Source organism: Vulcanisaeta moutnovskia 768-28, assembly GCF_000190315.1.
GTDB lineage: Archaea > Thermoproteota > Thermoprotei > Thermoproteales > Thermocladiaceae > Vulcanisaeta > Vulcanisaeta moutnovskia.
Genome location: NC_015151.1, coordinates 1,258,421 through 1,280,922, shown reverse-complemented (window position 1 = coordinate 1,280,922; position 22,502 = coordinate 1,258,421). Strand labels below are relative to the sequence as shown.

The window sequence follows — 22,502 nt, the reverse complement described above, 5'->3', positions numbered from 1 at the left end:
TTAATTTACATTGCGCAGAATACATTACTAAAGGGGTATTGTTGATTGATTCTTACGAATAAATGGCCACCAGTTCCACCTACCAAGTAGCACGATTATTGCCGGCACAAGCAATGGTCTAACTACGAATGAGTCTATTATGACTGATGAAGCCACGGCTAACGCGACTTGCTTAAGTATGTAGATGCTTGATAACGCCAGTGATGCGAAGGCCATGGCCAGTACTAGGGCTGCTCCCGTAACCACAGGCCCTGTGAACTCCACAGCCCTAACGATAGCGTCCTTATCGTTATATCCATTAATGACCTCCTCCCTAAACCTACTGATTATGAATAAGTCGTAATCCGTACCAACACTTAACAATAATGATATTAATATCACAGGTAATAACCAATAGGTCTTTATCCCCATTAAGCCCTGGAATACGAATATTGTCAATGCAAGTGACCAGGTTATGCTCATTAACACGGTTGCGACGAGTCTCAATGGTATCATCACCGACCTCATGTAAATCGTAAGTATTACTACGTTAATTATAATCATTATATAGAGTATGAAGCCGTAGTATTCACGTTCAAAGCCAAGCACGAAGTAATACTTATATGATGGTGAGCCTCCAACAAGTACCTTAACACCATACTCCCTAGATACCTCATTGGCTATGCTCTTAAGGCTTATGTAGATTGGTATTAACTTATCTGATAATGATTGTTGATTTACCGTAGCAGTTATTATGTATAGGTTTGAGCCATTATATGAGAGAGCTGCATTAATTACATAGCTCTGATTCCTAGTCTCATTAAGCAATGCTAATGCCGCCGTCTTGTTCCCATAAACCACTAGATACGCTGTTGAGTAATCATAATTCCTAAAATAATTAATTAGAATGCTAAGTCCGGTCTTAGCAGGTGTGTTTGGCATTACTTGTACTGGGTCTGTGGTTATGTTAATGTTGAGTAAGAGGTACGTGAGTGCCAGGATCGTTACAACCAAGAATATTGACAATATTGTCTTTGGTTTGTTAACAGCCAGCTTGGCCATTCTTGAGAGGAAGGCGGTCCTTAACTCAATTGACTTAGCCCTTAATCCCATAGGCCATAGTACACTATCGCCGAGTAATCTCATGATCTCGGGTAGTATTATTGCGGTTGCCATTATCGTGAGTGCCACGGCAATTATGAAGCCAATACCAATGTCCTGTATATAACCATACCTCGATATTGCGAAACTACCGAGTCCAAGTCCAACCACGGATGCGCTTGTTAATACTGTCGGTCTAACACGGGATAAAACAATGCTCAATGCCCCATCCTTACTATACCCCTTAATCCTCTCCTCTAGATACCTACTGAGCATTAGCATGCTGTAGTCAACGCCTATTCCGAAGATTATTGGGGCAATCATGTATACAGTGAGGTAATAAAGCTTGAATTGTATTGCCCAATTATGGAGGAGTCCAAGGGATGCTAGGTATGTTAATCCAAGTATTGTTAGTGAAATTACTGGCCCTATTAATGTTCCTAGCATTGTTGTCATAGTTGCGAATACGAGGATTGCCGTTGACTTATCAATTATATTCACATCACTAGTAACCATCTTCTCAAGTTCATAGAGAATAACACCAGTACTGACTGGGTATATCCAATTCTTATGTGTTAATAGGTCGTAAACCTCATCCTCATAATTACCTGGCAATATTATGAAGACCACGGTATACGTACCATTCAGGAACCTTTGCGTCAAGTTATTGGGTAGATTAAGTATACTTGGTGGTGGGTATTCCTGCATTAGGGCGTTCATGATGCTATACCTCAATTCATTAATTATTGAGTAAACAATCGATGTATTATTGTTACACGCTAATTGATAAATGTATGGCATGAGTATTGGTGAAGTATCATTGAGGTATTCCTGAATTAATAGAAACCTTAGGAGATTTAAGTTAGTACTAGGTCCTATTAATATGGCGATCTTGAGTGTTGATTCATTAATACCATCATTAATTAATTGATTATAGACGTAACCAGTCACGTTATTTATGTTAATTCCCGGATATTCCTCCTGAATAATACGTTCATAATTCGTCAGTAGAATGCCAGTTATGTTTCTCGTGATTAACACGTATGGTGATGGATCATCACCAATTACACTAATTAATTGACTGAGGGTTTCATTGGCTAGCTCATTGATGTACTTGCCATAATATCCATACTTAAGTTCGTACTCCCTAGTCGTTAATTCAAATAGGGTATTTAGTGATGTATTTGGATAATTCCTCAGGTAATAATTTTCAATTTCATAATAAAGTAATTGGGCATAATTTATTGTGGCGTTGAGTTTACCCCCCATTTCATTACTTATGTCATAAACCGTTGAATAATACTCCCTATTCAAGTGTATTATTAATGAGCACTTATTATTTAATGACCAATAAAGTTCCCATATATCTTTAGTTTCATTACTAATTATTTCATTAGTAGCATTACTTATAGTTTCATTATATATCATATAAACATCATTATATGCGGTTAACAGGCTAGTTACTGATATGTTGGGTGCATCGACTTCCCTAATAACCCTATTAACGTAATTCAACCTATTCCTTATACTTACCGTTCCATTACTACTCAATTTAACTACGACCACAAGCGTTGTTTCGTTAGACGCACCTATGTATTTATTAACCAGGTTGCTTACAGTTACTGGTTCTATATTGCTCGGCATTAATTGCGTCTCGTCATACGTTAATACATTGAATACATTTATTGAATAATACGTTAAATAAATCATTACCATTAGCCAAACCACGATTACCGCAATTGATAGTGCCTTTCTCGATATCATTCGCAATAAGGATTTTAACTAGTATTAAATACCATTTTCCGTGAAGAGTAATGAGGAGGTTGTTAAGCTCATTAACGTTAGTAAGAGGTACTACTTAAGCAGTAGTGTTTATGTTGATGCATTGATCAATATAAACCTGGCCATTAGGTATGGGGAAATAGCAATTGTAATGGGGCCTAGTGGCTCTGGTAAGACGACGCTTGTGAATATAATGAGTACGCTCGATAAACCAACCAGTGGTAGGGTTGTCATTGATGGTGTTGATGTTACGGACGCTGATGAGAATTACCTATCGAAGTTTAGACTTGAGAAGCTTGGCTTTGTATTTCAGCAGTACAACCTGGTTTCACAATTAACAGCGCTTGAAAATGTTATGTTGCCAATGTTGTTGACGGGTAGGTATACGAAGGATGAGGCCAGGGAGAAGGCTAGGTTGCTTCTTGATCTTGTGAGTGTTGGTGAGTTCATGAATAATAAGCCAAGTCAATTAAGCGGTGGTCAGCAGCAGAGGGTTGCCATTGCAAGGGCCTTAGCAAATGATCCATCCTTTATAATAATGGATGAGCCAACGGGTTCAATAGACCTGGCCAGTTCATACTTAATCCTGGACCTAATTAGATTGTTGAATAGGGCCGTGGGTGTTACCTTCGTGATTGCGACACATAATATGGAGGTTGCATCAATTGGTAATAGGATTATTTACCTCAGGGGTGGTAGGATAATGCAGGAAAGCGACCTTGAAAGGATAAAGGAGGAGTTCAGTAAATTAAGGATTGATCAATTAGCGGTGATTAAGTCGTATTTGAGGGTACTCGAAATTGATGAGAGGAGACTAAGGAGACTAGGTCAGGATATTAGTGATATAGAAAGGAAGAGGAGTTTAATTGATAGTCTCATGAAAACGATATAAAAGTTTAATTAAGTAATATGGGTGGTGCATATTGATGGGAATTAGGTACATGTTAATATTAATGATATTAATAGTAGCATTAATGAGTACCATAACCCACGCCAGCGAATCATTAAATGCATACTTCACTATTAACTACGTCACTTACCTAAACCCCTATAATCAAGCTACGAATTACTATATCGAATACTCATTAATGCTTTATAATAATGGGCCATACGTAATACCACTCAATGTTTCCATGACAATACTACCATACTCAAGCATATTATACGTATCACCATCAGCAACAGTAATTGGTACTAATACGGTTGACTGGGTAATCACACTTCAACCATATTCACAGGAAACCCTTGAGGTAAGGTTTAAACCCATTTATACAATGCTCCCAATAGCGTCGATGAATTATGCAGTTCTCGTTAATGATTCCTACGTGAATTCCACAGTAATTAATGGTGGCGTTGGTACTGAGGTAAGCGTCTCCATAAACGCCACAAATTCATTGCCATTCCCTGTAATGACCACGATATCCCTAACCAAGCAGTCAGGGCTTTTTTATGAATATAACATCACACCAACAATAACACAAAATATACTTGGTTATGAGGTTAATTATTGGTTATTCAATACTGAAAACTCGTCATCATTGTCATTAAACATGATTGTTGAGGATATGGGTCCATGGCATAGCGTTAGGATAAATCCAATAACTGTCCAGGTAAGTATTGACTTAAATGAATCAGTGAACTCATTGAATGAGGCCATTAATAGCCTAAATAATACACTTGGTCAATTAAGGTCATTATCGAACTCTGTAATTAACGCATCTGGAATGGCTAATAACTACACGGCGCAATTCCTCCAATTAATAGATTTACTTAATCAGACGGCTCAGGTACTCGGTGCATCAGCATACTTGATAAATTCGACGCTCATCGTTGAGAGCCTACTTCAGGCTCAATTAATTGAGCTTAAGGTAGCACTTTCCGCGGGAGGTCAGGTATTGGATACTGAGACTAACGTAATATCCCAATTAAGGGATTCGCTTAGTCCTCTTGTTAGTAATCAACAATCATACATGAATTCACTGAATTCATTAAAGCAGGAATTACTACAAATAGAGAGTTCCACAAACAATAGTACGCTTACTAATGAAATAAATAATGCAATAACGACAATAAACCAACTCGAGAATGCATTAACAACTCTTTCTCAGGTATATAATAACCTTGGTACTATTCAAGGTGAGCTCTCAGCAACGCGGAATCAGGTTAATCAGGCTACGGAGGGGCTTAATTATGCGATATCTGCGGCTAATGAGAGTGAATTATTAATAATTAATATATCAAGGAGTCTTTACCTGTTGCACAATGAATTGCTTAATTTAACGAACCAGCTACTAATTACGTATATAAACATATCATCATATCAAACAAGGGCTTTATCATACATCACCAAAGTGAGTGGGTATGAGGGTGAGGTTGAGAGCATGATCATGAGAGACGAGGTTAAGAAGGCAGTACTTACTGCCTTAGCTAGGCAATACCTCAATTATCTGTACATCAATAATAGTAATGTTAATGTCGACGTGACTGTGGAGGAGACTTTTATCATAAACATGCCGTCAATCATAAATACACAATACTTGACGCAACTCATAAATATGACCACGGTCCCAAGTAATGAGTCAGCAAGTTCTAAGGTTGTTGGTGTTATATTGAGTAATTACTATGATTATTACTTATCGGTAATCGGCATTATAGCATCAATAATATTAATAGTAATATTAATGAAAAGACTTCGTTAATAATACGCTCAGCAATTATTTTTAATAGGCATGGGTGCTTTATTTAAATAGGGGTATTATCCACCTGATCTTGTGAATGATCGTTACAATGATACAATGTTAGAAATTGAAGAATACATAAGAAAGATAATAGAATTTTTAGGTGATGACCCAGATAGACCTGGATTAAAAGAAACACCTAGGAGATTTTTGAGCGCACTTCTTGAGTTAACTCATGGCTTGAGGGAATCACCACCCGAGGTTAAGTTTTTCCCTATGGAAGGCAGTAAGTATGTTGGGCGTATCTCTGTTAATGATATTGAGTTCATATCACTATGTGAGCATCACTTGTTGCCTGTCATGGGCACCGTCACTGTAGTTTACGAACCATTCAATAGTGAGGTTCCCGGTCTAAGTAAGGTGGCTAGGTACGTTAAGTGGCTTGCTGCGAGGCCAATGCTTCAGGAGAGGTTTACAGGTAAGTTGGCTAATGAACTCAAGGAGCTACTGCATGCGAGGTATGTTTATGTTAAGGTTTGTGCCCTTCACATGTGTGCTATGGTTAGGGGTGTTAAGGACGAGGACTTGTACATGGTTACGGAAGCTTGGTCTGGCGGTATAGGTGATGATGAGTTGAAGGAGTTAAGGGGGTCAACTCATTGTAAGGTGCCTAAGATAGTTCTGGTTAAGGAATATTAAGGGGTATTACTAATTAACTTGGTAATGAATCCCGTGGAGCATATTGAGATTAGTACCCATGTACATGCCACAGAGAGCGAGCTTAAGGTCGTAAAGGCCCTACTTAACTTATTACCACCGCAGTATAGGGATAATGTGAATATAATGAGGAGCGGTGGGCAGGGGCACTTCGGTAATAATATAGGTACTGTGAAAACGCAATTTAAGGGTGAAGATGCACTGCAGATTGTTAAGTATATGTTTTCAATTATTGATCAGTTGGATAGGGAAATAATTCTGGTTACCATTAATAGCAGGTTCAGTGATGGTAAACTATACCTCAGATTTAATAAGCAGCTGGTGTATAATGGCGTGGCTAGACTTGATGATGGTGACGACGTTATTAAAGTAATAATAAGGTTCAACCACTGGGTTCTCAAGAACGAGGGTATTGAAAACGTAATTAAACAATTAATGACTCACTAGGGTTTTGGTAAAGTCACTGCGCCTATTGATGCCGATGTAACTAACGATGCATATTTAGCCAGTAACCCCCTCGTATACCTAGGCGGTGGTGGCTGCCAATTCTTTAACCTTCTCCTAATCTCCTCCTCGGATACAAGTAGGTCTAAACGCCCATTCTCTACATCAATTAGTATTTTATCTCCATCCTCAACAATCGCTATTGGACCTCCAACGGCCGCCTCAGGAGCCACATGACCAACCATGAATCCTCGGGTAGCGCCACTAAACCTACCGTCAGTGATCAATGCGACGTCCTTACCTAGCCCAGCACCGACAATGGCTGCCGTGACCCTAAGCATTTCCGGCATACCAGGACTACCCTTGGGACCTTCGTACCTAATGACAACTACGTCACCCGGCTTAATCTCACCCCTCCTAATTGCTTGGAATGCCTCCTCTTCACTATTAAATGGCCTTGCTTTACCCTCAAATTTCATTAATTCAGTCGCTGCAACCTTAATGACGGCACCCTCAGGTGCCAATGAACCCCTAAGTATTCTAATTCCGCCCCAGGGCTTTATTGGATTGTTGACATCCCTAACAATGTGGTCATGCGGTACATTGGGGAATTTATAATCCCTTAAATTCTCCTCCATTGTCTTACCAGTTATTGTTAGTACCTTACCATTGAGCAAACCAGCCTTCAGTAACTTGAGCATGATTAACGGGACTCCGCCAACCGCATCTAAGTCAGCCATTACATAATCACCCCCTGGTCTCAGACTAGCTATGTATGGTGTTCTCCTGGATATTCTATCGAAATCATCAAGGGTTAACTTAATCCCAGCCTCATATGCAATGGCTAATAAATGGAGTATTGCGTTTGTTGATCCACCCATTGCCATTAGTACGGTTATTGCATTCTCAAATGACTCATAAGTCATTACATCCCTAGGTTTAATGCCGAGTTCTATCGCTTTCATAAGCGCTGTACCACTTTCTATGGCATACATTACTCTTCGAGCAGATGTCGCTGGTGGTGATGCGTTACCGAGTAGTGCCATACCCAATGTCTCGGCGAGTGTTGCCATGGTGTTTGCGGTAAACATGCCAGCGCAGGTTCCGTAAGTTGGGTGAGCCCTCTTTTCTATTTCATAAAGTTCATCCTCAGCAATCCTTCCCGACAAATAGGCACCAACGGCTTCATGCACATCCTCAATCGTGAGCTTACGATCACCATAGAAACCAGGTTCTGCAGTTCCACCATATAGGTAAACTGCAGGTATGTTTAGCCTAGCCATTGCCATTAAAATACCAGGGGTTGTCTTATCACAGCCGCCAATACCGACGAACCCATCAAATGCATGGGCATTAACCTGAGCCTCTATAGTATCAGCAATGACCTCCCTACTCACTAGGCTATACCTCATGCCCTCAGTACCCATACCAATGTTATCATTAACAACAATTGTGGGTACAGTAAGTGGTGAACCACCACCCCTACGTACACCCTCCTTAGTATGCAGAGCTAATTGAAGTGTATGTATATTGCACGGACCAGCCTCACTCCATGCAGCAACAACTGCGATCAATGGTTTACCAATATCCTCATCAGTAAAACCAACAGCCCTCAAGAAGGCCCTATGCGGAGCATTTAAGGCTCCGCCGTATCTTTCCTGACTACGGAGGTTTATTTTAACCATTAATACTGCTTATTTTAATCCTACTAATTAATTTGCTATTTAACATGTTATATATGAAATTAACGTAATACTTAATAAGTTTGAAGCAGTAGTGACTTAGTATGTCGTTCACATTAATGAGTACAGCCTTTAAGTACGGTGAACGAATACCCAAGAAATATACCTGTGATGATGTTGATATAAGCCCACCATTGCAATGGTCAAATATACCAGCTGGTACGAAATCCCTCGTCCTAATAATGGAGGATCCAGACGCACCGATAGGAGTATTCACGCATTGGGTATTATATAACATTCCTCCTGATAAAACAGAACTCCCTGAGAATGTTCCGAAGACACTCGTGGTTGAGGGCATAGGCATGCAAGGCGTAAATGACTTTGGTAGGGTTGGTTATGGTGGACCATGCCCACCGAGAGGTCATAAACCTCATAGATACTTCTTCAGGTTGTACGCGTTGAATACCGTGCCTAACATAAAGCAGAGGGCGTCTAAGGATGAAGTGCTGAGGATCATAAAGAATAATATAATTGGTACTGCAGAATACATGGGCACCTACTCAAGATAACACTTTGTATTTACTTTTGTTCTATTTAAAATCACGCCTCAGATAAGTACCTCCACGAAAGTATTATGCCTATTATCGAGAATATTGCTGCAAAGATCACTAGATACGTATAATCAAGTAGTAAGCTATGTCCAGTTACACCAAGTAGTAGTTGCCTATTGACATCGTTGACATACGTGAGTGGATTCACGTAGGCTATCGGCTTAAGCCACCAGGGCATTGACTTAACTGGGTAGAAGGAATTGCTTGCGAACATTAGTGGCATGTTTAGTAGGTTCATGATGGCCATTTGTGATTCCCAGGAGGTTGACCTTAGGGCTAGCATCACGAATAGGGATGCAAAGCCCATGGACATTAATGTCAATGCCGCATACGCACCCACTATATCCAGTGGGTTAAGGCTTGGGTTTAACTTCATACCTAGTAATACTGCTATTATTAGGACTATTGTTGCTTGAGTTAGGGATCTAATCACGGAATTAAGTACCTTAGCCATTACAATATTACCCCTAGGCACTGGCGTTGTTAATAACTTACCTAAAACACCAAGTCTCCTATCCCACACTATGCTCATACCGCTTTGCAATGATGTGAATAGCGTTATGAAGGAGAGCATGCCTACGGCAAGGAATGAGAAGTAGTCCGTAGTTCCAAAATTCGCCTTAAGAATCTCGGAACCTATCTCATCAATTACCTGCTTAGGTATGTTTAATCCAGGTATGTTTAGTCCGCTTGTGAACATCGTTGCGAAGTTCATGGACTTACCAAAGAATGCAAGCCAAACAATTGGTTGTATCAATGAAATTATTAATATCACTGGCGCCTTATACCACTTAGATAGTTCCCTGTTTGTTAATGCCCAAAGACCGTGCAGGGGATGCAGTCTCACTGCCATGTTCATCACCTTCTCGCCCTAGCCACCGTTCTCCTAAACCTCATGAACTCCTCTGTACTGCCTTCCTCCTCTCTAAGTCTCCTACCTGTGAATTCAAGGAATACCTCATCCATTGTTGGTTCCTTAATGGTTATGCTCGTAGCCCTTATACTAAGTTTATTAAGTGTCTCGAGTATGGCTGGGGCTGCCGTATTTCCATTCTTAACCTTAAAGGTTATCGTGTTGCCATTCACAGTAACCCCATTAACACCATCAATACCCTCAATAACCTTTCTGGCGAGACCAATATCTCCATTAACCTCAATCGTCACAACATCACCACCAACCTTCTCCTTAAGCTCCTTAGGAGTGCCAATGGCGAGTATCTTGCCGTGGTCAATAATCGCAATCCTCTCAGCATACCTATCAGCCTCTTCCAAGTAATGCGTCGTCATGAATATAGTTACGCCATACTGCTTCCTAAGCCTATACACATAATCCCAAATCGCGGCTCTGGTCTGAGCATCAAGGCCAAGGGTCGGCTCATCAAGGAACAATATGGCAGGCCTATTAATAAGTCCCATGGCAATCTCCAACCTCCTCCTCATACCACCAGAATAGGTTTCCACCTTCCTATCAGCAGCATACGAAAGTTCCACCAAGTCAAGTAACTCGGCAGCTCTCTCCCTAGCCTCCTTCTTAGGTATGCCGTATAAGGCAGCAATAAGCATTAAATTTTCCCAGCCCGTCAAATCCTCATCTGCAGTATATTCCTGAGGCACGGTACCTATGCTTTCCCTGACCTTGGCTGGTTGTTTAACAATGTCATAGCCATTAACTATTGCCGTTCCCTCTGTTGGTCTCGTTACCGTGGTTAGCATCTTTATTGTTGTTGTTTTACCTGCGCCGTTCGGGCCGAGAAATCCGAAGATCTCTCCATAATATACCTCAAAGTTTATGTGATCAACGGCTGTGAAGTTTCCATAACGTTTTGTTAAGTTTATTGCTTTAATTGCTGCTTCCATGATGGTCATGTAAGCCGCTCTATACCTTAAATATAAATCTTTCTCTAAATCGATATCGGATAATCGATTACGCATCAATCCTCCTCATTACCTGGGATATATTTGGTACAAAATTATCTAGTGTAATGTGGGGTATGAATTGCCTAATGTATTCGAAGGCATTGACTATTGGCCAATTTGTATTATTGCCTTCATTTCCCCTTAATTCCACATACCCAGTTCTCCACAATGCCGTTAATGTCTCCGCATAAGTCTTTCTAACCTTAATTGCTTCCTTGGCAGCCGCCACTTCCTTAGGCATTACCTTAACGGCAATCTTAATATTACCTATCATCATCTCTAAATCCTCCTGCGTATAATTATTCTTAATGACCGGGCATAATGTGGATACTACGAACTCTACGGTGAAGTCTACGAGCTTTAGCTCTGGGTCAATTACGTACCTAATTACCCTGGGTAGGTATGGAAAGGATCTACAGGTTAACGGCTTATAGAGGGAGTGCACCTTACATGTTTTATCGCTTGGTTCTAGGAATGGGCATATTCCCTTATCATTTAGTTGCATTAGGTATGATAATGCGATCCTAACACCATTCTTAATATCCGCTATTACATAGCCAGGCCTGAATGTTAAGTCATTTACGTTAAGCTCCTCGGCTAATTTACTTAGTATTATCATTTCATGTGGAAATACCGTCACTGGCGATATTGCGCAGCAATAGCCGCAGTTTGGCATGCACTTAAAATGCGTTATCACGGTTCTCACCTCGGTTCACTAATTAAAATGTTTTCTTCATTCGAGTCTCACGAACAACCAGAGACTATGTGGGGTATTAGTAATACTTCTTTTAATCTCCTAACAGCATAGGCCCTACACCTAATGAGTTCCGTGGGACTACCACTACTAACCACAGAATCTGTCCTATCTATGTAAACGCCTATTACATCATCAAGTAATGCGCCAAGTAAGTCCTCCTTAAATCCATCACCGACATGTATAGCGACATCAGGCTCAACACCATGCGTGAGTAACGAGTACGCTCGTTCAAAAATGGCTGGATGAGGCTTGGCCCTACCAACCTCATCAGCATAAACCTGCACGTCAATGAACCTACTTAGGCCAAACTTATCAAGAAGTTTCCTAGTTACTGAACTACTCCAAAATATTACATTAGATATTACGCCTATCATGAATCCATCGCTCTTCATCTCCATTAATACATATTGAGCATCCTCATTGAGCTTTACATTACCTGATCCAAGTAATGTATTCGCTATTATATTGGCAACGTCAATTACCATCCTCTCATTAAGTTCAATATTGTACTTACGCATTAATCTCTCCAGGAATGTCCTCACGTTATCCATCGGCGGTACGTACACCATCTCCACAACCCTCCTAAGCCTAATTTCCCTATCAAGGCCCATGTATATTTCGTAAACGTGATCGAAATGAGCCTCAATATCTAATGACTTAAGGTACTTGGTGATATTCATGGCTATCTCCTCTATTAATTCCTTACCGTAGTTTATCAGCGTGTTGTAGGCATCGAATGTAATAACCCTTAAGCTCATTAATTTGTTATTCAATCACATTATTTTAAGTATTCCTACTCATTTGAAGGGTTATGTTTTTAAACTAAAGGTTTAAGCTCGGTCTCGGTGTTAAACCTTTGGTTCAGGTAACAATAATTAGATTAATTGGGTATAGAGAATGGACTGAGAGTCTCGGACCAGATAGGGAGCACATTATTCAACGCGTACAGGCACAATTACATAGGGAGTTGGTTGAAGCATTCTCCAAGCTTAACGCCTGGGCTCACCCGCTCAGGTATGATTACCTTCTCGCAATAACCAATGGTTTGGGTAATGATGAATTAACAAGGATTATTAAAGGACTTGCTGATTATAGTCCAGTGCCGTTATCAAGCGGTACATATGCTGATGTTAATCCTAGAGTTGCCGAGAAGGAGGCATTTAGGCTTGCCATAAAGGCAGGCCCTGGTGTATCATTAATGGGAGACTTTGATGATGGTCCTGTTGCTATTGCCCACATTGATCTTATTGACTCAACATCCAGTACTGAGTGGACATCCAGTTATCAATTATATGAGCATGTATGGAGCGTAGTTAACCAGGTGAGACTTCACCTGGCGCAATATGGTGGTATCACGCTTTACCTAGGTGGTGATAACATAGTATCAATAATACAACCAACAATTAATGAGGATGACCTCAAGCCATTAGCCAACCTAGTAAATTCAAGGATAGGTATTGGCATTGCAAGTAGTGGTAGGGCTGCGATGAAATTAGCTACTGAAGCCCTTGACATGCTTAGGTCTAGAAATAATCATGGAGTACTAATGCTTAGAGAGGATTAATCAAGCTTAGGCTTCTTAATGAGCCTAATCTTATTAACCCTACCCTCCTTAATAATCTGTATATAACCTGCACTCTCAAGTCTTCTGATTGCTCTCCAAAGTGTTGCCTTGGGCATGTTCAGCTTCCTCTGGAGATCAGCTTGATAAGCCTCACCGCCCATGTCGATTAAGGCTTTAACGACATCCTTATCCGTTGGGTTCAAGCCCTCAACAATTACTGGATTTATCTCAGGACCTCTATGCCTAATTACAAACAAGTAGGTAAGCAGTACTGCCGTAACTATGATTACTGCAGTAATGATGTAATAGAGCACTGAGCCTATACCAAGTGATGAAGTAGTAGTCTTAGTGGTACTTGGTGTTGTTGTATTGGTCGTGGTTGTTATGGTACTGCTTCTATTCGCACTGGTTGTTGTCGTCGTGGTTGTCGGTAATTCAGGTATGAAGCCTATTGAGTAATTACCTGGTGCTAGTTGAAGTAGTATTCCATTATTCATCTTTGTGAAGTTTGTTATTAAGCCTATGGGTAGTTGTGTTAATAATATGTTGTTGCTTACGAATAGATTAATGGTGTATGGTGATGAAACATTGATGGCAAGGTAACCACTGGGTAATGACGCTATGTAAGGTACGTACTTAATAATAAACGAACCATTACCAAAGACTGGTATTACTAGGTGATTTCCTATGAGTATTGCTGGTATTGTTGATCCGCTTGAATTCTGAACTATTATGGGTCCCATTGGCCTTACGGGTAATGTTACATTTAGTAGGGCTGTGCTTTGCATGGTAGTTACATTTATGCTAATTAATGATCCATTGCTCAGCAAGTACATGAATACAGTGGTTAATGCTATTAATAGCATTAATCATAAAGTAATGCCTATGACTTAAAAACTTTATTAATTCACTTAATAATAAGAAGAGAAATAGAATGAAAACCCCTAGAGGACGAGAACGAAATTAATGAAATAATTTTAACGGAAAACGAACCTATGGTATTAACGACCTACTAACCACTGCCTTGACCCCGTCCTCCATTTCCCTGTCCTTGCTGTCCATGTTGTCCTCCATTTCCTTGACCGTGCTGCCCCTTACCATGTCCTTGCCCATGTAACTGCCAACCCTTTGCCTCCTGACCAAACTGCTGCGTTACATTAAGCCAGTCATTGAATCCCTTACCATGCTTAAGCAACTGCAGTAGCTGTTGCTGGGCTGTCTCATTACCCTGTATTAATGGGTACATCATCTTAAGCTCCTTGAAAAGCTCATGCAGCTCCTTAACGCTTGTTATATTAAGCCCAGTAACGTTCGTTAGCATACCCAATTCATGATCTAGCATGGCCAATTGACTTAGAGTGCCATTTAGTGTTATTGATTTCCCTATTATCTGCATCACGTAATGCTCAAGCTCATGGTTAATCCTATTTGCAAAGCCTATCTTCTGCTCCTCATAGTACTGACTACTAATATTACTTAATAATGACTTATACTCACTGAGTAATGCCATTGCCTCTGAGTAGTTACCACTGACTATTGCCTCCTTCAACTGGCTCAGTAGGCTATAGATTTGGCTTGCCTGTGTGCTATTCAGTAGTCCCTGCTGTTCAAGCCTCGTCAGCGTCCCATTGAGTAACATTAGCCTATAGGTCAGTGTTCTATTCAGTATCTCGGCATGTTTCTCAAGCACATACACGTGAACTAAATAATGCCTAAGGTGTACTAGGAATTGAAGTGCAAGTAAGCACTCACCCTTACTAATATAATAATTAGTAATATTTTGCAGAGTTGCTGGTGTTAGGTTGAAACCAGTTATATTGAACGCAGTCATGTTAAACTTGGTTATGTTGAATCCTGTGAATGTGCCGTTTATGGTAGTCTCATTAAGGCCCGTGGCATTAACTATGACGAATGAAGTTGTATTAAAACCGCTCATGTTTGCGCCAACCCTCATCAACCACATATCATCAATGTATAGGTTAGCCTGTACTGCAGTGAGTAGGCCGGGTGGGCATGTGGTTACGTTTGTCATAGTCACATTACTTACGGATGTTGCATTAACACTAACTGTCGAGTTCGTGGCATTAGTTGATTGTGAGGCTAATAGTGGGTTTGCTGCCATGACCACGGTTAGTACTAGTACTAGTGCTAGCGACGTGACCAGCATTATTACTCCTATATCTGTTATTTTTCTGTTTCTCATACTCATCACCTAATCATAGATTAATCATTTAATAAGGAATCTCCCTGAAAAATCACGCTAAATTACAATGAAACAAAGTGAAACTCAAAGTATTATCCTTAAATAGTGGATTAGTTAGTCGTACAATGTGCTCATTCTCATTGACCTGGACGGTACACTATTACCCCTCGAGGCGTGGGATCCTGTATTTCAAGACATAAGTATGTTAATAGCAAGTAAGGTTAATGTTGATTGGAGGGTCATTCATAATACGGCAAAGGATCTCAACAAAGAGTTACTGCGGGAATTTACAGTTAGGGCCTTTGATTGGGACTACATATTTACTGAGGTTGCTCGTAGATTTGGTGTTCCGATGAGTATTGATGTAAATACCGTGTTAGTAAAGTATGTGCGTGATTTCAAACCGTTTAACGGTGCCTTGGAACTCCTTAGTTTAATCAGGGAATTAGGGCATAGGATTGTCATCGCCACCAATGGGTTATATAAGTATCAATCAGTGGTTATTGAGGAATTGGGATTTTCGAAGTTTATTGATGGGGTTAGGACACCTGACATGATAGGTTGCCCTAAGAATTGTCGCGAGTTCTTCAGTGATGCCCAGGTAATGATTGGTGACAATCCATTATTTGATGTTTACTATCCATTAATGTTTGGATTAACGACTATATTTATTGGTGATTGGCACAAGAGACTGAGGTATGTAATGGATATTTGGGGTATTGATCTATCCAGTATTAAACCCACGTACTCCTTTAAGGACGTACAGGAAGTACTTATGGCAATTCCAAAAATACTCAATAGTAATCCTAATGATTCCTCGCTTTAATGAAGTAAGTGGTTATTATTGTGAAGTCTATTATTATCATTACGTGCATTACCGTGCAATAAATGCACAGGGCATGGAGTAGGTACGTCTCTACGAATATTAGGTATGGAACTATGGCAATTCCAAGAAATCTCCAATAAAATAGTGCATTAATGGATAATGTGGCTATGCTGCCTTGTCCTAGGTCATAGGTTACGACGAGGATTATGTTTATGATAAACCAAATCGCAGCGAGTAAATCAAGTGGTACACCATTTATGTCTGAATACTTACTTGAGAGTACTCTCTCACAATCAATGGTTATTCCAGGAAATGGGGATTTAAATGATGTACAGAGTGGTGGTAATTTACGTAGGTAGTAGTAGGTGTATATGACGATGAATGATGCGAACAAGCCTATTAATGAAAAGGTTAGCATTAGTATCAACCACGTTCTAGTTAATCTACCCATCATAGGCAATGAATCGTACTGCTCTTAAATACCAATTAATTAGGGCAATTAATGCATAGTTTACTAAATTTAATGGACTAATAAGTTATTAAAGCTAAGTACTGCATCGGCATTACAATGTCTGAGACAGGTAAGAGGGTAATATTTCATGAATTACTCACACCTGAGGAGGCATTAAGCAAGGTATTTAGTGCAGTTAAGGTTGAGCCGTTGGGAACGGAAATTATTAGGATTGAGGAGAGTTATGGGAGAGTTTTGGCGAGGGATGTATATTCACGGATTGATGTGCCACCATTTGATAGGGCAACAATGGATGGTTTCGCTGTCAGGGCTGAGGATACGTTTGGGGCTGATGAGTTAAATCCAGTTAGGTTAAGGGTTATTGGTAATGTGGAGACTGGGGTTGAGGAGTTGCCGCAGATTAATCACGGTGAGGCCGTTGAAATAGCCACAGGAGCGCCCATGCCGCCTGGCGCCAATGCTGTGGTTATGGTTGAATACACTAGGCGGGATGGCAATGAGTTAATGATATACCGCTCAGTAACGCCTGGTGAGAACGTAATGTCAGCAGGCTCTGACGTGATGATGGGTGAGTTAATACTTAGGAGGTGCACGGTTATTAGGGAGAGGGAGGTTGGCTTACTTGCGGCTGTGGGTATTGATAATGTTGAGGTGATTAAGAGGCCTAGGGTTTCAATAATTTCCACGGGTAATGAATTAGTTAGTCCAGGTAAGGAGTTAGGTCGTGGTAAGATATACGACATAAACACATACACAATAGCGCATGCCGTTAGGTCAATGGGTGCTGAGCCAATAATCATGGGCATCGTTAGGGACAACATTAATGAGATGAGGAGTATGTTAAGCAATGCCTTAGGCACTAGTGACTTAGTGCTTCTTTCAGGTGGTACATCCGCTGGGCTTGCTGACTTAACATACAAGGTACTTGATGAATTAGGTCCTCCAGGCATAGTAGTTCATGGACTTAAGGTTAAGCCTGGTAAGCCAACGGTTATTGCGGTATCGCGGAATAACAAATTAATTGTTGGTTTGCCTGGTTACCCAAGTTCCGCTCTAATGATATTTAATATAATTGTTAAGCCAATACTGGCTAAAATGCTTTGTATGGGGATTGATGAGGTAAGGGTTAGGGCAAGGCTGGCGATTAGGGCTGATGGTGCAAAGGGTAGGAGGGCACTATACCCAGTTAGCCTTGTTGATACGGGTCATGGTATTGTGGCCTACCCATTACCTGCTGAGTCGGGTGCCATAAGTACGCTGGCCTTTGCCGATGGTTATATAGCGATCCCCGAGACTGTGGAGTACCTGGATAGTGGTGATGAGGTTGAGGTGGCACTATTCACACACCAGTACATGCCGGCTAACCTATATATAATCGGTAGCCATGACCTTGGACTAGACGTATTAATACCGATGCTTCCAGGTTTCATTAGGGCTAGGGTAATCAATGTTGGTTCTATGGGTGGGTTATACGCTGTTAAGCGTGGTGAGGCTGATGTAGCCGGCTTACACCTGGTTGATGAGGAGACTGGTCAGTATAATGTACCGTACATGATTAAATATAGTGTTAATAATGCTGTGCTAATTAGGGGTTACTCCAGGGAGCAGGGACTCATAATACCCAGGGGTAATCCCAAGAATATTAGGAGTGTTGAGGATTTACTTAGGGATGATGTGAGGATTGTTAATAGGAATAAGGGTGCAGGCACTAGGTTTCTACTTGATATGAAATTGAAGGAGATAGCCTCAAAAATGGGCATTAAATTTGAGGATTTAGTGAAGAGGATCAATGGTTATTATTACGAGGTTAAGACACACACGGCAGTTGCAGCGGCGGTGGCTCAGGGTAAGGCTGATGTTGGTGTTGGTATTAGGGCCGCGGCCGCAATGTACAGCCTTGACTTCATACCACTTGGTTGGGAGAGTTATGACTTTGCAATATCAATTGATAGGCTTGAGAAGGATAGTGTTAAGGCATTCCTAAGCATGTTGAGAAGTAATGAGTTTAAGGAGGCCCTTGAGAGATTACCTGGCTATAGGGTTCCCAATGATATTGATGAGATTATTTGGAAAAGTCAATGATTTTAATTTTAATATTCAACACAGATAGAACTACTTAGTGGGTAGTTTATCTACGAAGTACACCTTCCTAAGCTTCTTGTAAAATGCAACCCTAGAATTTACAAAGTCAATAAGGTCCTTATCAGATATCTTATCCCTATACTCATCATGAAGAACCACATATGCAACAGGTAACTGGCCAATGCTTGGGTCATCAGCCTGCTCACCAGTTACATAAACCTCCTTAACAGCTGGGTGTTTCATTAGCATTATTTCCAAGTCTCGTGGAAATATTGGGTAGCCCTTGTACTTAATCATTCTTTTCTTAACGCCTCTGAAATACAGTAATCCCTTGTCATCCATCATCATTAAATCACCAGTTAGTAACCAACCATTGTAGAAAGCTTTCCTAGTGTCCTCCGGATCTGAGTAGCCCTTCATAATCCAGGGCGCCTTGGCAGCTAATTCACCAACCTCACCCATGCCTAATTCCCTGGATGGATCGTTAGGATCTACTATTTTCAATTCAGCACCAGGTATTGCGGAACCAACGGTATTAGTCACGTCCTTATACTTGGTTGGTTGTACGGTAAGTACGTATGCCTCAGTCAAGCCATAGAATTGAATAAGCGGTACACCGAACTTCTGGTAAAAACCTAGTTGTGTTGATGGCGATAATGGTGCAGCCGCTGAAAGTGTTAGTCTTAATGATGATAACATGCCTGGACTCAGATCCTTATTATTAAGGATTTGATCAAACATTAGGGGTACTCCTGCGAATACGGTTACGCCATACCTATGTATTAACTCAGGCGTATCCTTAGCATCAAAACGCCTGGCAATAACAATCCTAGCGCCTCTAACGAAGGCTGACATGAACTCCGTAAGTCCAAGTATATGGGATAATTGAGCCACCACTAGGACAGAGTCACTTCGACCAAGCCCTATTGCTTCACCGAATGCGTATGGACCCGAATACAAGCTGAAGTATGTATGCCAAACCTGCATGGTCCTTCCAGCAATACCAGCATAGTAGTAAATTAAGCCAACATCATCCTCCTTAACCTCTACGGGTTTGAAACCAGTCAATGAACCAGCGCTTAGTAAATCCTGAAAACTTAGTATGCTTTCCTTAGCCGTGTCAACACTGATGACTTTATACTTCGATAAGACGGTTGATTCTCTCTCGATGACTGACTTATCGGTAATAACAACCTTAGGTACAGAATCGCTTAATTGATAATCGAGATCCTCAGATATTGTTAATGGGTCTATCATAACCGTTGCAGCGCCAAGCATCCATGCTGCAAATAATGAGATAACGGTCTCCACACTATTACTCATCATTATTACAACCCTATCCCCATAATTAACACCAAGCCTATTGAGAGAGTTCGCTAACTTAACTGATTTATTATAGAGTTCCTCGTACGTTAGTGATAAGCCATGTTCGTCAATTAATAATACATCGTTAGGACGATCCCTTAAATACCCAAGTAATGCATCAATAGGGTTTTGATGAGGATAATTCAATTCTGTCGACATAGGCATCACGGCTTTATGTAACCACGCTCCATTAAGGCAGCCTTTATATCATCTAATGTCCTAATATCATCCAGTGTTGATACATCGCCATACGGTTCATTCCTCACCAATGCCCTCAATAACCTCCTCATTATCTTCCCGGACTTAGTCTTTGGTAATCTCCTTACTATTACTACATCATCCACCCTAGTCCCTGACGCCCTTGCGAACTCCTTAATATCATTAACCAAGGTCTCAGATGGTATCTCCCCAGACTTTAGTACGACAAAAGCCAGGACCTTTTCACCACCGCCAGGTGCTGGAACACCTACAACTGCCGCTTCGGCAACTGCCCTGTGCCTTGCGAGGATGCCCTCTATGTCCATTGTACCAAGTCTTTCACCAGCAATGCTTAGTATGTCATCTGCCCTGCCAAGTACGTATAGATAGCCGTCGGTGTCGTAAAATCCATAATCACCTGTATAGAAGTAACCAGAGAACCTGGACCAATACGTCTTTATTAATCTCTCATAATTGGGGTCATTCCACATCTTAGCCATTGCTGGGTTTGGAATAGCAATGACTATGTAACCCCTCTGTCCAGGTGGTAGTGGGTTACCATCATCATCAACCACAAGCCACTTACTACCTGGGAATTGAATACCCGTCGAACCAGGTTTAAACGGTATTTCACCAAGGCCATAGGGTGTTGCGGCTATTGGTATTAAGTGCTCAGTCATCCAATAGGCATCTGCAATTATTGTGCTCGGTAATTGCTGAATATACCACTCAGCAACACTTGGATTGAGAGTCTCGCCAGTGTTGAGTATTATCCTTAGGCTCGATAAATCTCCCTTAAGGGCCTCCTCACCAATACTCCTAATTGTGTAAAGTGTAGTTGTACTACTCCAAATCAGTGAGACGTGGTACTTCTCAATAATCCTAGCGAATAAATCCCTCTTATAGCCAATAAATCCCTCGAATAAAAGGCTCGTTAATCCCATCACGGGTGCGGTATATAAATTAGCCATAGGCCACACAGGCCAACCTAGTTCGCTTATTGTCCACCAAACATCTACATCTTGCGGATTAAATAACGCCCTAAATGTCCAATTAAGGCCTATTGGGTAACCACCATTACTTTGCCATAAGCCCTTAGGTCTTCCCGTCGTACCTGATGTATAGTATATCGTGGCTGGTTCATTCGCCTCCACCGGTGTGGGTTCAACATAGACCTTGCCCTTGGGAGCCGCATCCTCATACACAATATCCCTACCCTGCTTAATATTAAAGTCAGAAAAACCTCTGGAGACTACGAGTACCTTCTCCACAGGTGTCTGATACTTTTCGAGTGTCCTATCAATTAAGTCCTTCATCCTGACCTCCTCACCAGCCCTAAATCCCTTTGATGCAACCACGAAAATCTTTGACCCACAATCCTGAAGCCTATATGCAAGTGTCTCCTCGCTTAAACCTGCATAGTGAATCACGAGGGTAGCGCCAAGTCTATGTACGGCAAGACCGAAGTAAACAGCCTCCGGTATGCTCGGCATCATCATGGATACTGTATCCCCCCTCCTAACGCCAAGCTCCTTAAGTAAATAGGCAGCCCTATTTACCTCCCTATAAAGATCCCAATAACTAATGACCTTACTATCGCCTCTCTCATTCTCATAGTAAAAAGCAACCCTATTAGCCCTAGCTGGTATATGCCTATCAACTGCATTATAACTAATATTTAGGTAACCACCCCTAAACCAATAAACATCGGGCGCCTTACCTTCAAGTATTGACTTCGGTCTCTCAAACCACGTTAAATAATCAACCTTATCAGCCCAGAACTTAGCTGGATTTTCAGCGGCCTCAATAGCAATTCGCCTAATCCTATCTAAGGAATAGAACTTTTGATTAACTGCCATGTATTAATGGTTATATTTGAATTTTAAAGCATTACCTTATGAAATACATGGTTTTTTATCAATATTATCATTTATATAAGTAAATTGTTATTTCAATTAAGAAATCATAATATATAAGTAATATAAATCATTAATTACTTTGGTGATAATGATACGGATGTTCATACAGGTCTTTTGATTTTCATGACTTATTAACTTAAATATACAATGATTTAGTGTCATAATATCTAATTTATCCTAGAATAGTATTATTAATATTGCATTT

At 40.8% G+C, this 22,502-nt stretch carries 19 protein-coding genes; 8 read left to right on the top strand and 11 right to left on the bottom strand.

Going from position 1 to position 22,502, the window contains the following annotated elements:
- Positions 1-27: 27 nt before the first annotated feature.
- Positions 28-2,844 carry an MMPL family transporter gene (locus VMUT_RS06720; protein ID WP_013604666.1) on the bottom strand — a complete coding sequence of 939 codons (2,817 nt, stop codon included), beginning with the start codon at positions 2,842-2,844 and terminating at the stop codon, positions 28-30.
- A gap of 40 nt (positions 2,845-2,884) precedes the next feature.
- Between VMUT_RS06720 and VMUT_RS06715 the strand changes: the two genes are divergently transcribed.
- The 4 genes from VMUT_RS06715 to VMUT_RS06700 all read left to right on the top strand — a co-directional run bounded on the left by VMUT_RS06715 (position 2,885) and on the right by VMUT_RS06700 (position 6,704).
- Positions 2,885-3,754, top strand: coding sequence for an ABC transporter ATP-binding protein (locus tag VMUT_RS06715; RefSeq protein WP_013604665.1), 870 nt, complete (start codon positions 2,885-2,887; stop codon positions 3,752-3,754).
- Positions 3,755-3,788: 34 nt separating this feature from the next.
- Positions 3,789-5,561, top strand: coding sequence for a hypothetical protein (locus tag VMUT_RS06710; protein WP_013604664.1), 1,773 nt, complete (start codon positions 3,789-3,791; stop codon positions 5,559-5,561).
- Between the two features lie 72 nt (positions 5,562-5,633).
- Positions 5,634-6,239 (top strand): GTP cyclohydrolase I, encoded by a 606-nt coding sequence (gene folE / locus VMUT_RS06705; RefSeq protein ID WP_237699620.1) that lies wholly within the window; start codon positions 5,634-5,636, stop codon positions 6,237-6,239.
- A gap of 24 nt (positions 6,240-6,263) precedes the next feature.
- Positions 6,264-6,704 (top strand): RNA-binding domain-containing protein, encoded by a 441-nt coding sequence (locus VMUT_RS06700; protein WP_013604662.1) that lies wholly within the window; start codon positions 6,264-6,266, stop codon positions 6,702-6,704.
- Here the strand turns inward: VMUT_RS06700 and ilvD are convergent.
- On the bottom strand, positions 6,701-8,386 hold the full coding sequence (ilvD, locus tag VMUT_RS06695; RefSeq protein ID WP_013604661.1) for a dihydroxy-acid dehydratase: 1,686 nt from the start codon (positions 8,384-8,386) through the stop codon (positions 6,701-6,703). The genes VMUT_RS06700 and ilvD overlap by 4 nt on opposite strands.
- Before the next feature lie 101 nt (positions 8,387-8,487).
- Here ilvD and VMUT_RS06690 point away from each other — a divergent pair, with 101 nt between their 5' ends.
- Entirely contained in the window at positions 8,488-8,952 is a 465-nt protein-coding gene (locus tag VMUT_RS06690) for a YbhB/YbcL family Raf kinase inhibitor-like protein (RefSeq protein WP_013604660.1), read from the top strand.
- A 31-nt stretch (positions 8,953-8,983) separates the two neighbouring features.
- Here the strand turns inward: VMUT_RS06690 and VMUT_RS06685 are convergent, their stop codons facing one another.
- The 4 genes from VMUT_RS06685 to VMUT_RS06670 all read right to left on the bottom strand — a co-directional run bounded on the left by VMUT_RS06685 (position 8,984) and on the right by VMUT_RS06670 (position 12,426).
- A complete protein-coding gene (locus VMUT_RS06685) occupies positions 8,984-9,853 on the bottom strand; it encodes an ABC transporter permease (protein WP_013604659.1) in 870 nt (289 codons plus the stop codon).
- Positions 9,853-10,854, bottom strand: coding sequence for an ATP-binding cassette domain-containing protein (locus tag VMUT_RS06680; protein WP_148224826.1), 1,002 nt, complete (start codon positions 10,852-10,854; stop codon positions 9,853-9,855). The genes VMUT_RS06685 and VMUT_RS06680 overlap by 1 nt, the downstream gene beginning before the upstream one ends.
- 64 nt (positions 10,855-10,918) lie before the next feature.
- Positions 10,919-11,617, bottom strand: a complete 699-nt coding sequence (locus VMUT_RS06675; RefSeq protein WP_013604657.1) for a YkgJ family cysteine cluster protein — start codon at positions 11,615-11,617, stop codon at positions 10,919-10,921.
- Between the two features lie 38 nt (positions 11,618-11,655).
- Complete coding sequence (locus VMUT_RS06670; RefSeq protein WP_048056925.1) at positions 11,656-12,426, bottom strand: HAD family hydrolase; 771 nt, start codon at positions 12,424-12,426, stop codon at positions 11,656-11,658.
- Positions 12,427-12,524: 98 nt separating this feature from the next.
- Here VMUT_RS06670 and VMUT_RS06665 point away from each other — a divergent pair, with 98 nt between their 5' ends.
- Complete coding sequence (locus VMUT_RS06665) at positions 12,525-13,232, top strand: GTP cyclohydrolase IIa (RefSeq protein ID WP_013604655.1); 708 nt, start codon at positions 12,525-12,527, stop codon at positions 13,230-13,232.
- On the opposite strand, the gene VMUT_RS06660 is transcribed toward VMUT_RS06665, so the two are convergent.
- Positions 13,229-14,098, bottom strand: a complete 870-nt coding sequence (locus VMUT_RS06660; RefSeq protein WP_013604654.1) for a helix-turn-helix transcriptional regulator — start codon at positions 14,096-14,098, stop codon at positions 13,229-13,231. The genes VMUT_RS06665 and VMUT_RS06660 overlap by 4 nt on opposite strands.
- A gap of 146 nt (positions 14,099-14,244) precedes the next feature.
- Positions 14,245-15,441 carry a hypothetical protein gene (locus VMUT_RS06655; RefSeq protein WP_048056924.1) on the bottom strand — a complete coding sequence of 399 codons (1,197 nt, stop codon included), beginning with the start codon at positions 15,439-15,441 and terminating at the stop codon, positions 14,245-14,247.
- A 121-nt stretch (positions 15,442-15,562) separates the two neighbouring features.
- Here VMUT_RS06655 and VMUT_RS06650 point away from each other — a divergent pair, with 121 nt between their 5' ends.
- A complete protein-coding gene (locus tag VMUT_RS06650; protein ID WP_013604652.1) occupies positions 15,563-16,261 on the top strand; it encodes an HAD family hydrolase in 699 nt (232 codons plus the stop codon).
- Here the strand turns inward: VMUT_RS06650 and VMUT_RS06645 are convergent.
- Complete coding sequence (locus VMUT_RS06645; RefSeq protein WP_237699618.1) at positions 16,242-16,679, bottom strand: vitamin K epoxide reductase family protein; 438 nt, start codon at positions 16,677-16,679, stop codon at positions 16,242-16,244. The two genes, VMUT_RS06650 and VMUT_RS06645, sit on opposite strands and share 20 nt — an antisense overlap.
- Before the next feature lie 150 nt (positions 16,680-16,829).
- On the opposite strand from VMUT_RS06645, the gene VMUT_RS06640 reads away from it, so the two are divergent.
- A complete protein-coding gene (locus VMUT_RS06640; protein ID WP_013604650.1) occupies positions 16,830-18,815 on the top strand; it encodes a molybdopterin biosynthesis protein in 1,986 nt (661 codons plus the stop codon).
- Positions 18,816-18,845: 30 nt separating this feature from the next.
- Here VMUT_RS06640 and VMUT_RS06635 read toward each other — a convergent pair whose 3' ends face one another.
- Together VMUT_RS06635 and VMUT_RS06630 are read right to left on the bottom strand one after the other, a co-directional pair.
- Complete coding sequence (locus VMUT_RS06635; protein ID WP_148224825.1) at positions 18,846-20,339, bottom strand: class I adenylate-forming enzyme family protein; 1,494 nt, start codon at positions 20,337-20,339, stop codon at positions 18,846-18,848.
- A 5-nt stretch (positions 20,340-20,344) separates the two neighbouring features.
- Entirely contained in the window at positions 20,345-22,237 is a 1,893-nt protein-coding gene (locus tag VMUT_RS06630) for an AMP-binding protein (protein WP_013604648.1), read from the bottom strand.
- Between the last annotated feature and the right edge of the window lie 265 nt (positions 22,238-22,502).

What these genes read in the sequence shown, in the direction of transcription:
- ilvD (WP_013604661.1), bottom strand. Translation starts at nt 8,386, where the DNA reads ATGGTTAAAATAAACCTCCGTAGTCAGGAAAGATACGGCGGAGCCTTA.
- VMUT_RS06720 (WP_013604666.1), bottom strand. Translation starts at nt 2,844, where the DNA reads ATGATATCGAGAAAGGCACTATCAATTGCGGTAATCGTGGTTTGGCTA.
- VMUT_RS06710 (WP_013604664.1), top strand. Translation starts at nt 3,789, where the DNA reads ATGGGAATTAGGTACATGTTAATATTAATGATATTAATAGTAGCATTA.
- VMUT_RS06645 (WP_237699618.1), bottom strand. Translation starts at nt 16,679, where the DNA reads ATGCTAACCTTTTCATTAATAGGCTTGTTCGCATCATTCATCGTCATA.
- VMUT_RS06635 (WP_148224825.1), bottom strand. Translation starts at nt 20,339, where the DNA reads ATGTCGACAGAATTGAATTATCCTCATCAAAACCCTATTGATGCATTA.
- VMUT_RS06630 (WP_013604648.1), bottom strand. Translation starts at nt 22,237, where the DNA reads ATGGCAGTTAATCAAAAGTTCTATTCCTTAGATAGGATTAGGCGAATT.
- VMUT_RS06670 (WP_048056925.1), bottom strand. Translation starts at nt 12,426, where the DNA reads ATGAGCTTAAGGGTTATTACATTCGATGCCTACAACACGCTGATAAAC.
- VMUT_RS06640 (WP_013604650.1), top strand. Translation starts at nt 16,830, where the DNA reads ATGTCTGAGACAGGTAAGAGGGTAATATTTCATGAATTACTCACACCT.
- VMUT_RS06655 (WP_048056924.1), bottom strand. Translation starts at nt 15,441, where the DNA reads ATGAGTATGAGAAACAGAAAAATAACAGATATAGGAGTAATAATGCTG.
- VMUT_RS06700 (WP_013604662.1), top strand. Translation starts at nt 6,264, where the DNA reads ATGAATCCCGTGGAGCATATTGAGATTAGTACCCATGTACATGCCACA.
- VMUT_RS06660 (WP_013604654.1), bottom strand. Translation starts at nt 14,098, where the DNA reads ATGCTATTAATAGCATTAACCACTGTATTCATGTACTTGCTGAGCAAT.
- VMUT_RS06685 (WP_013604659.1), bottom strand. Translation starts at nt 9,853, where the DNA reads ATGAACATGGCAGTGAGACTGCATCCCCTGCACGGTCTTTGGGCATTA.
- VMUT_RS06690 (WP_013604660.1), top strand. Translation starts at nt 8,488, where the DNA reads ATGTCGTTCACATTAATGAGTACAGCCTTTAAGTACGGTGAACGAATA.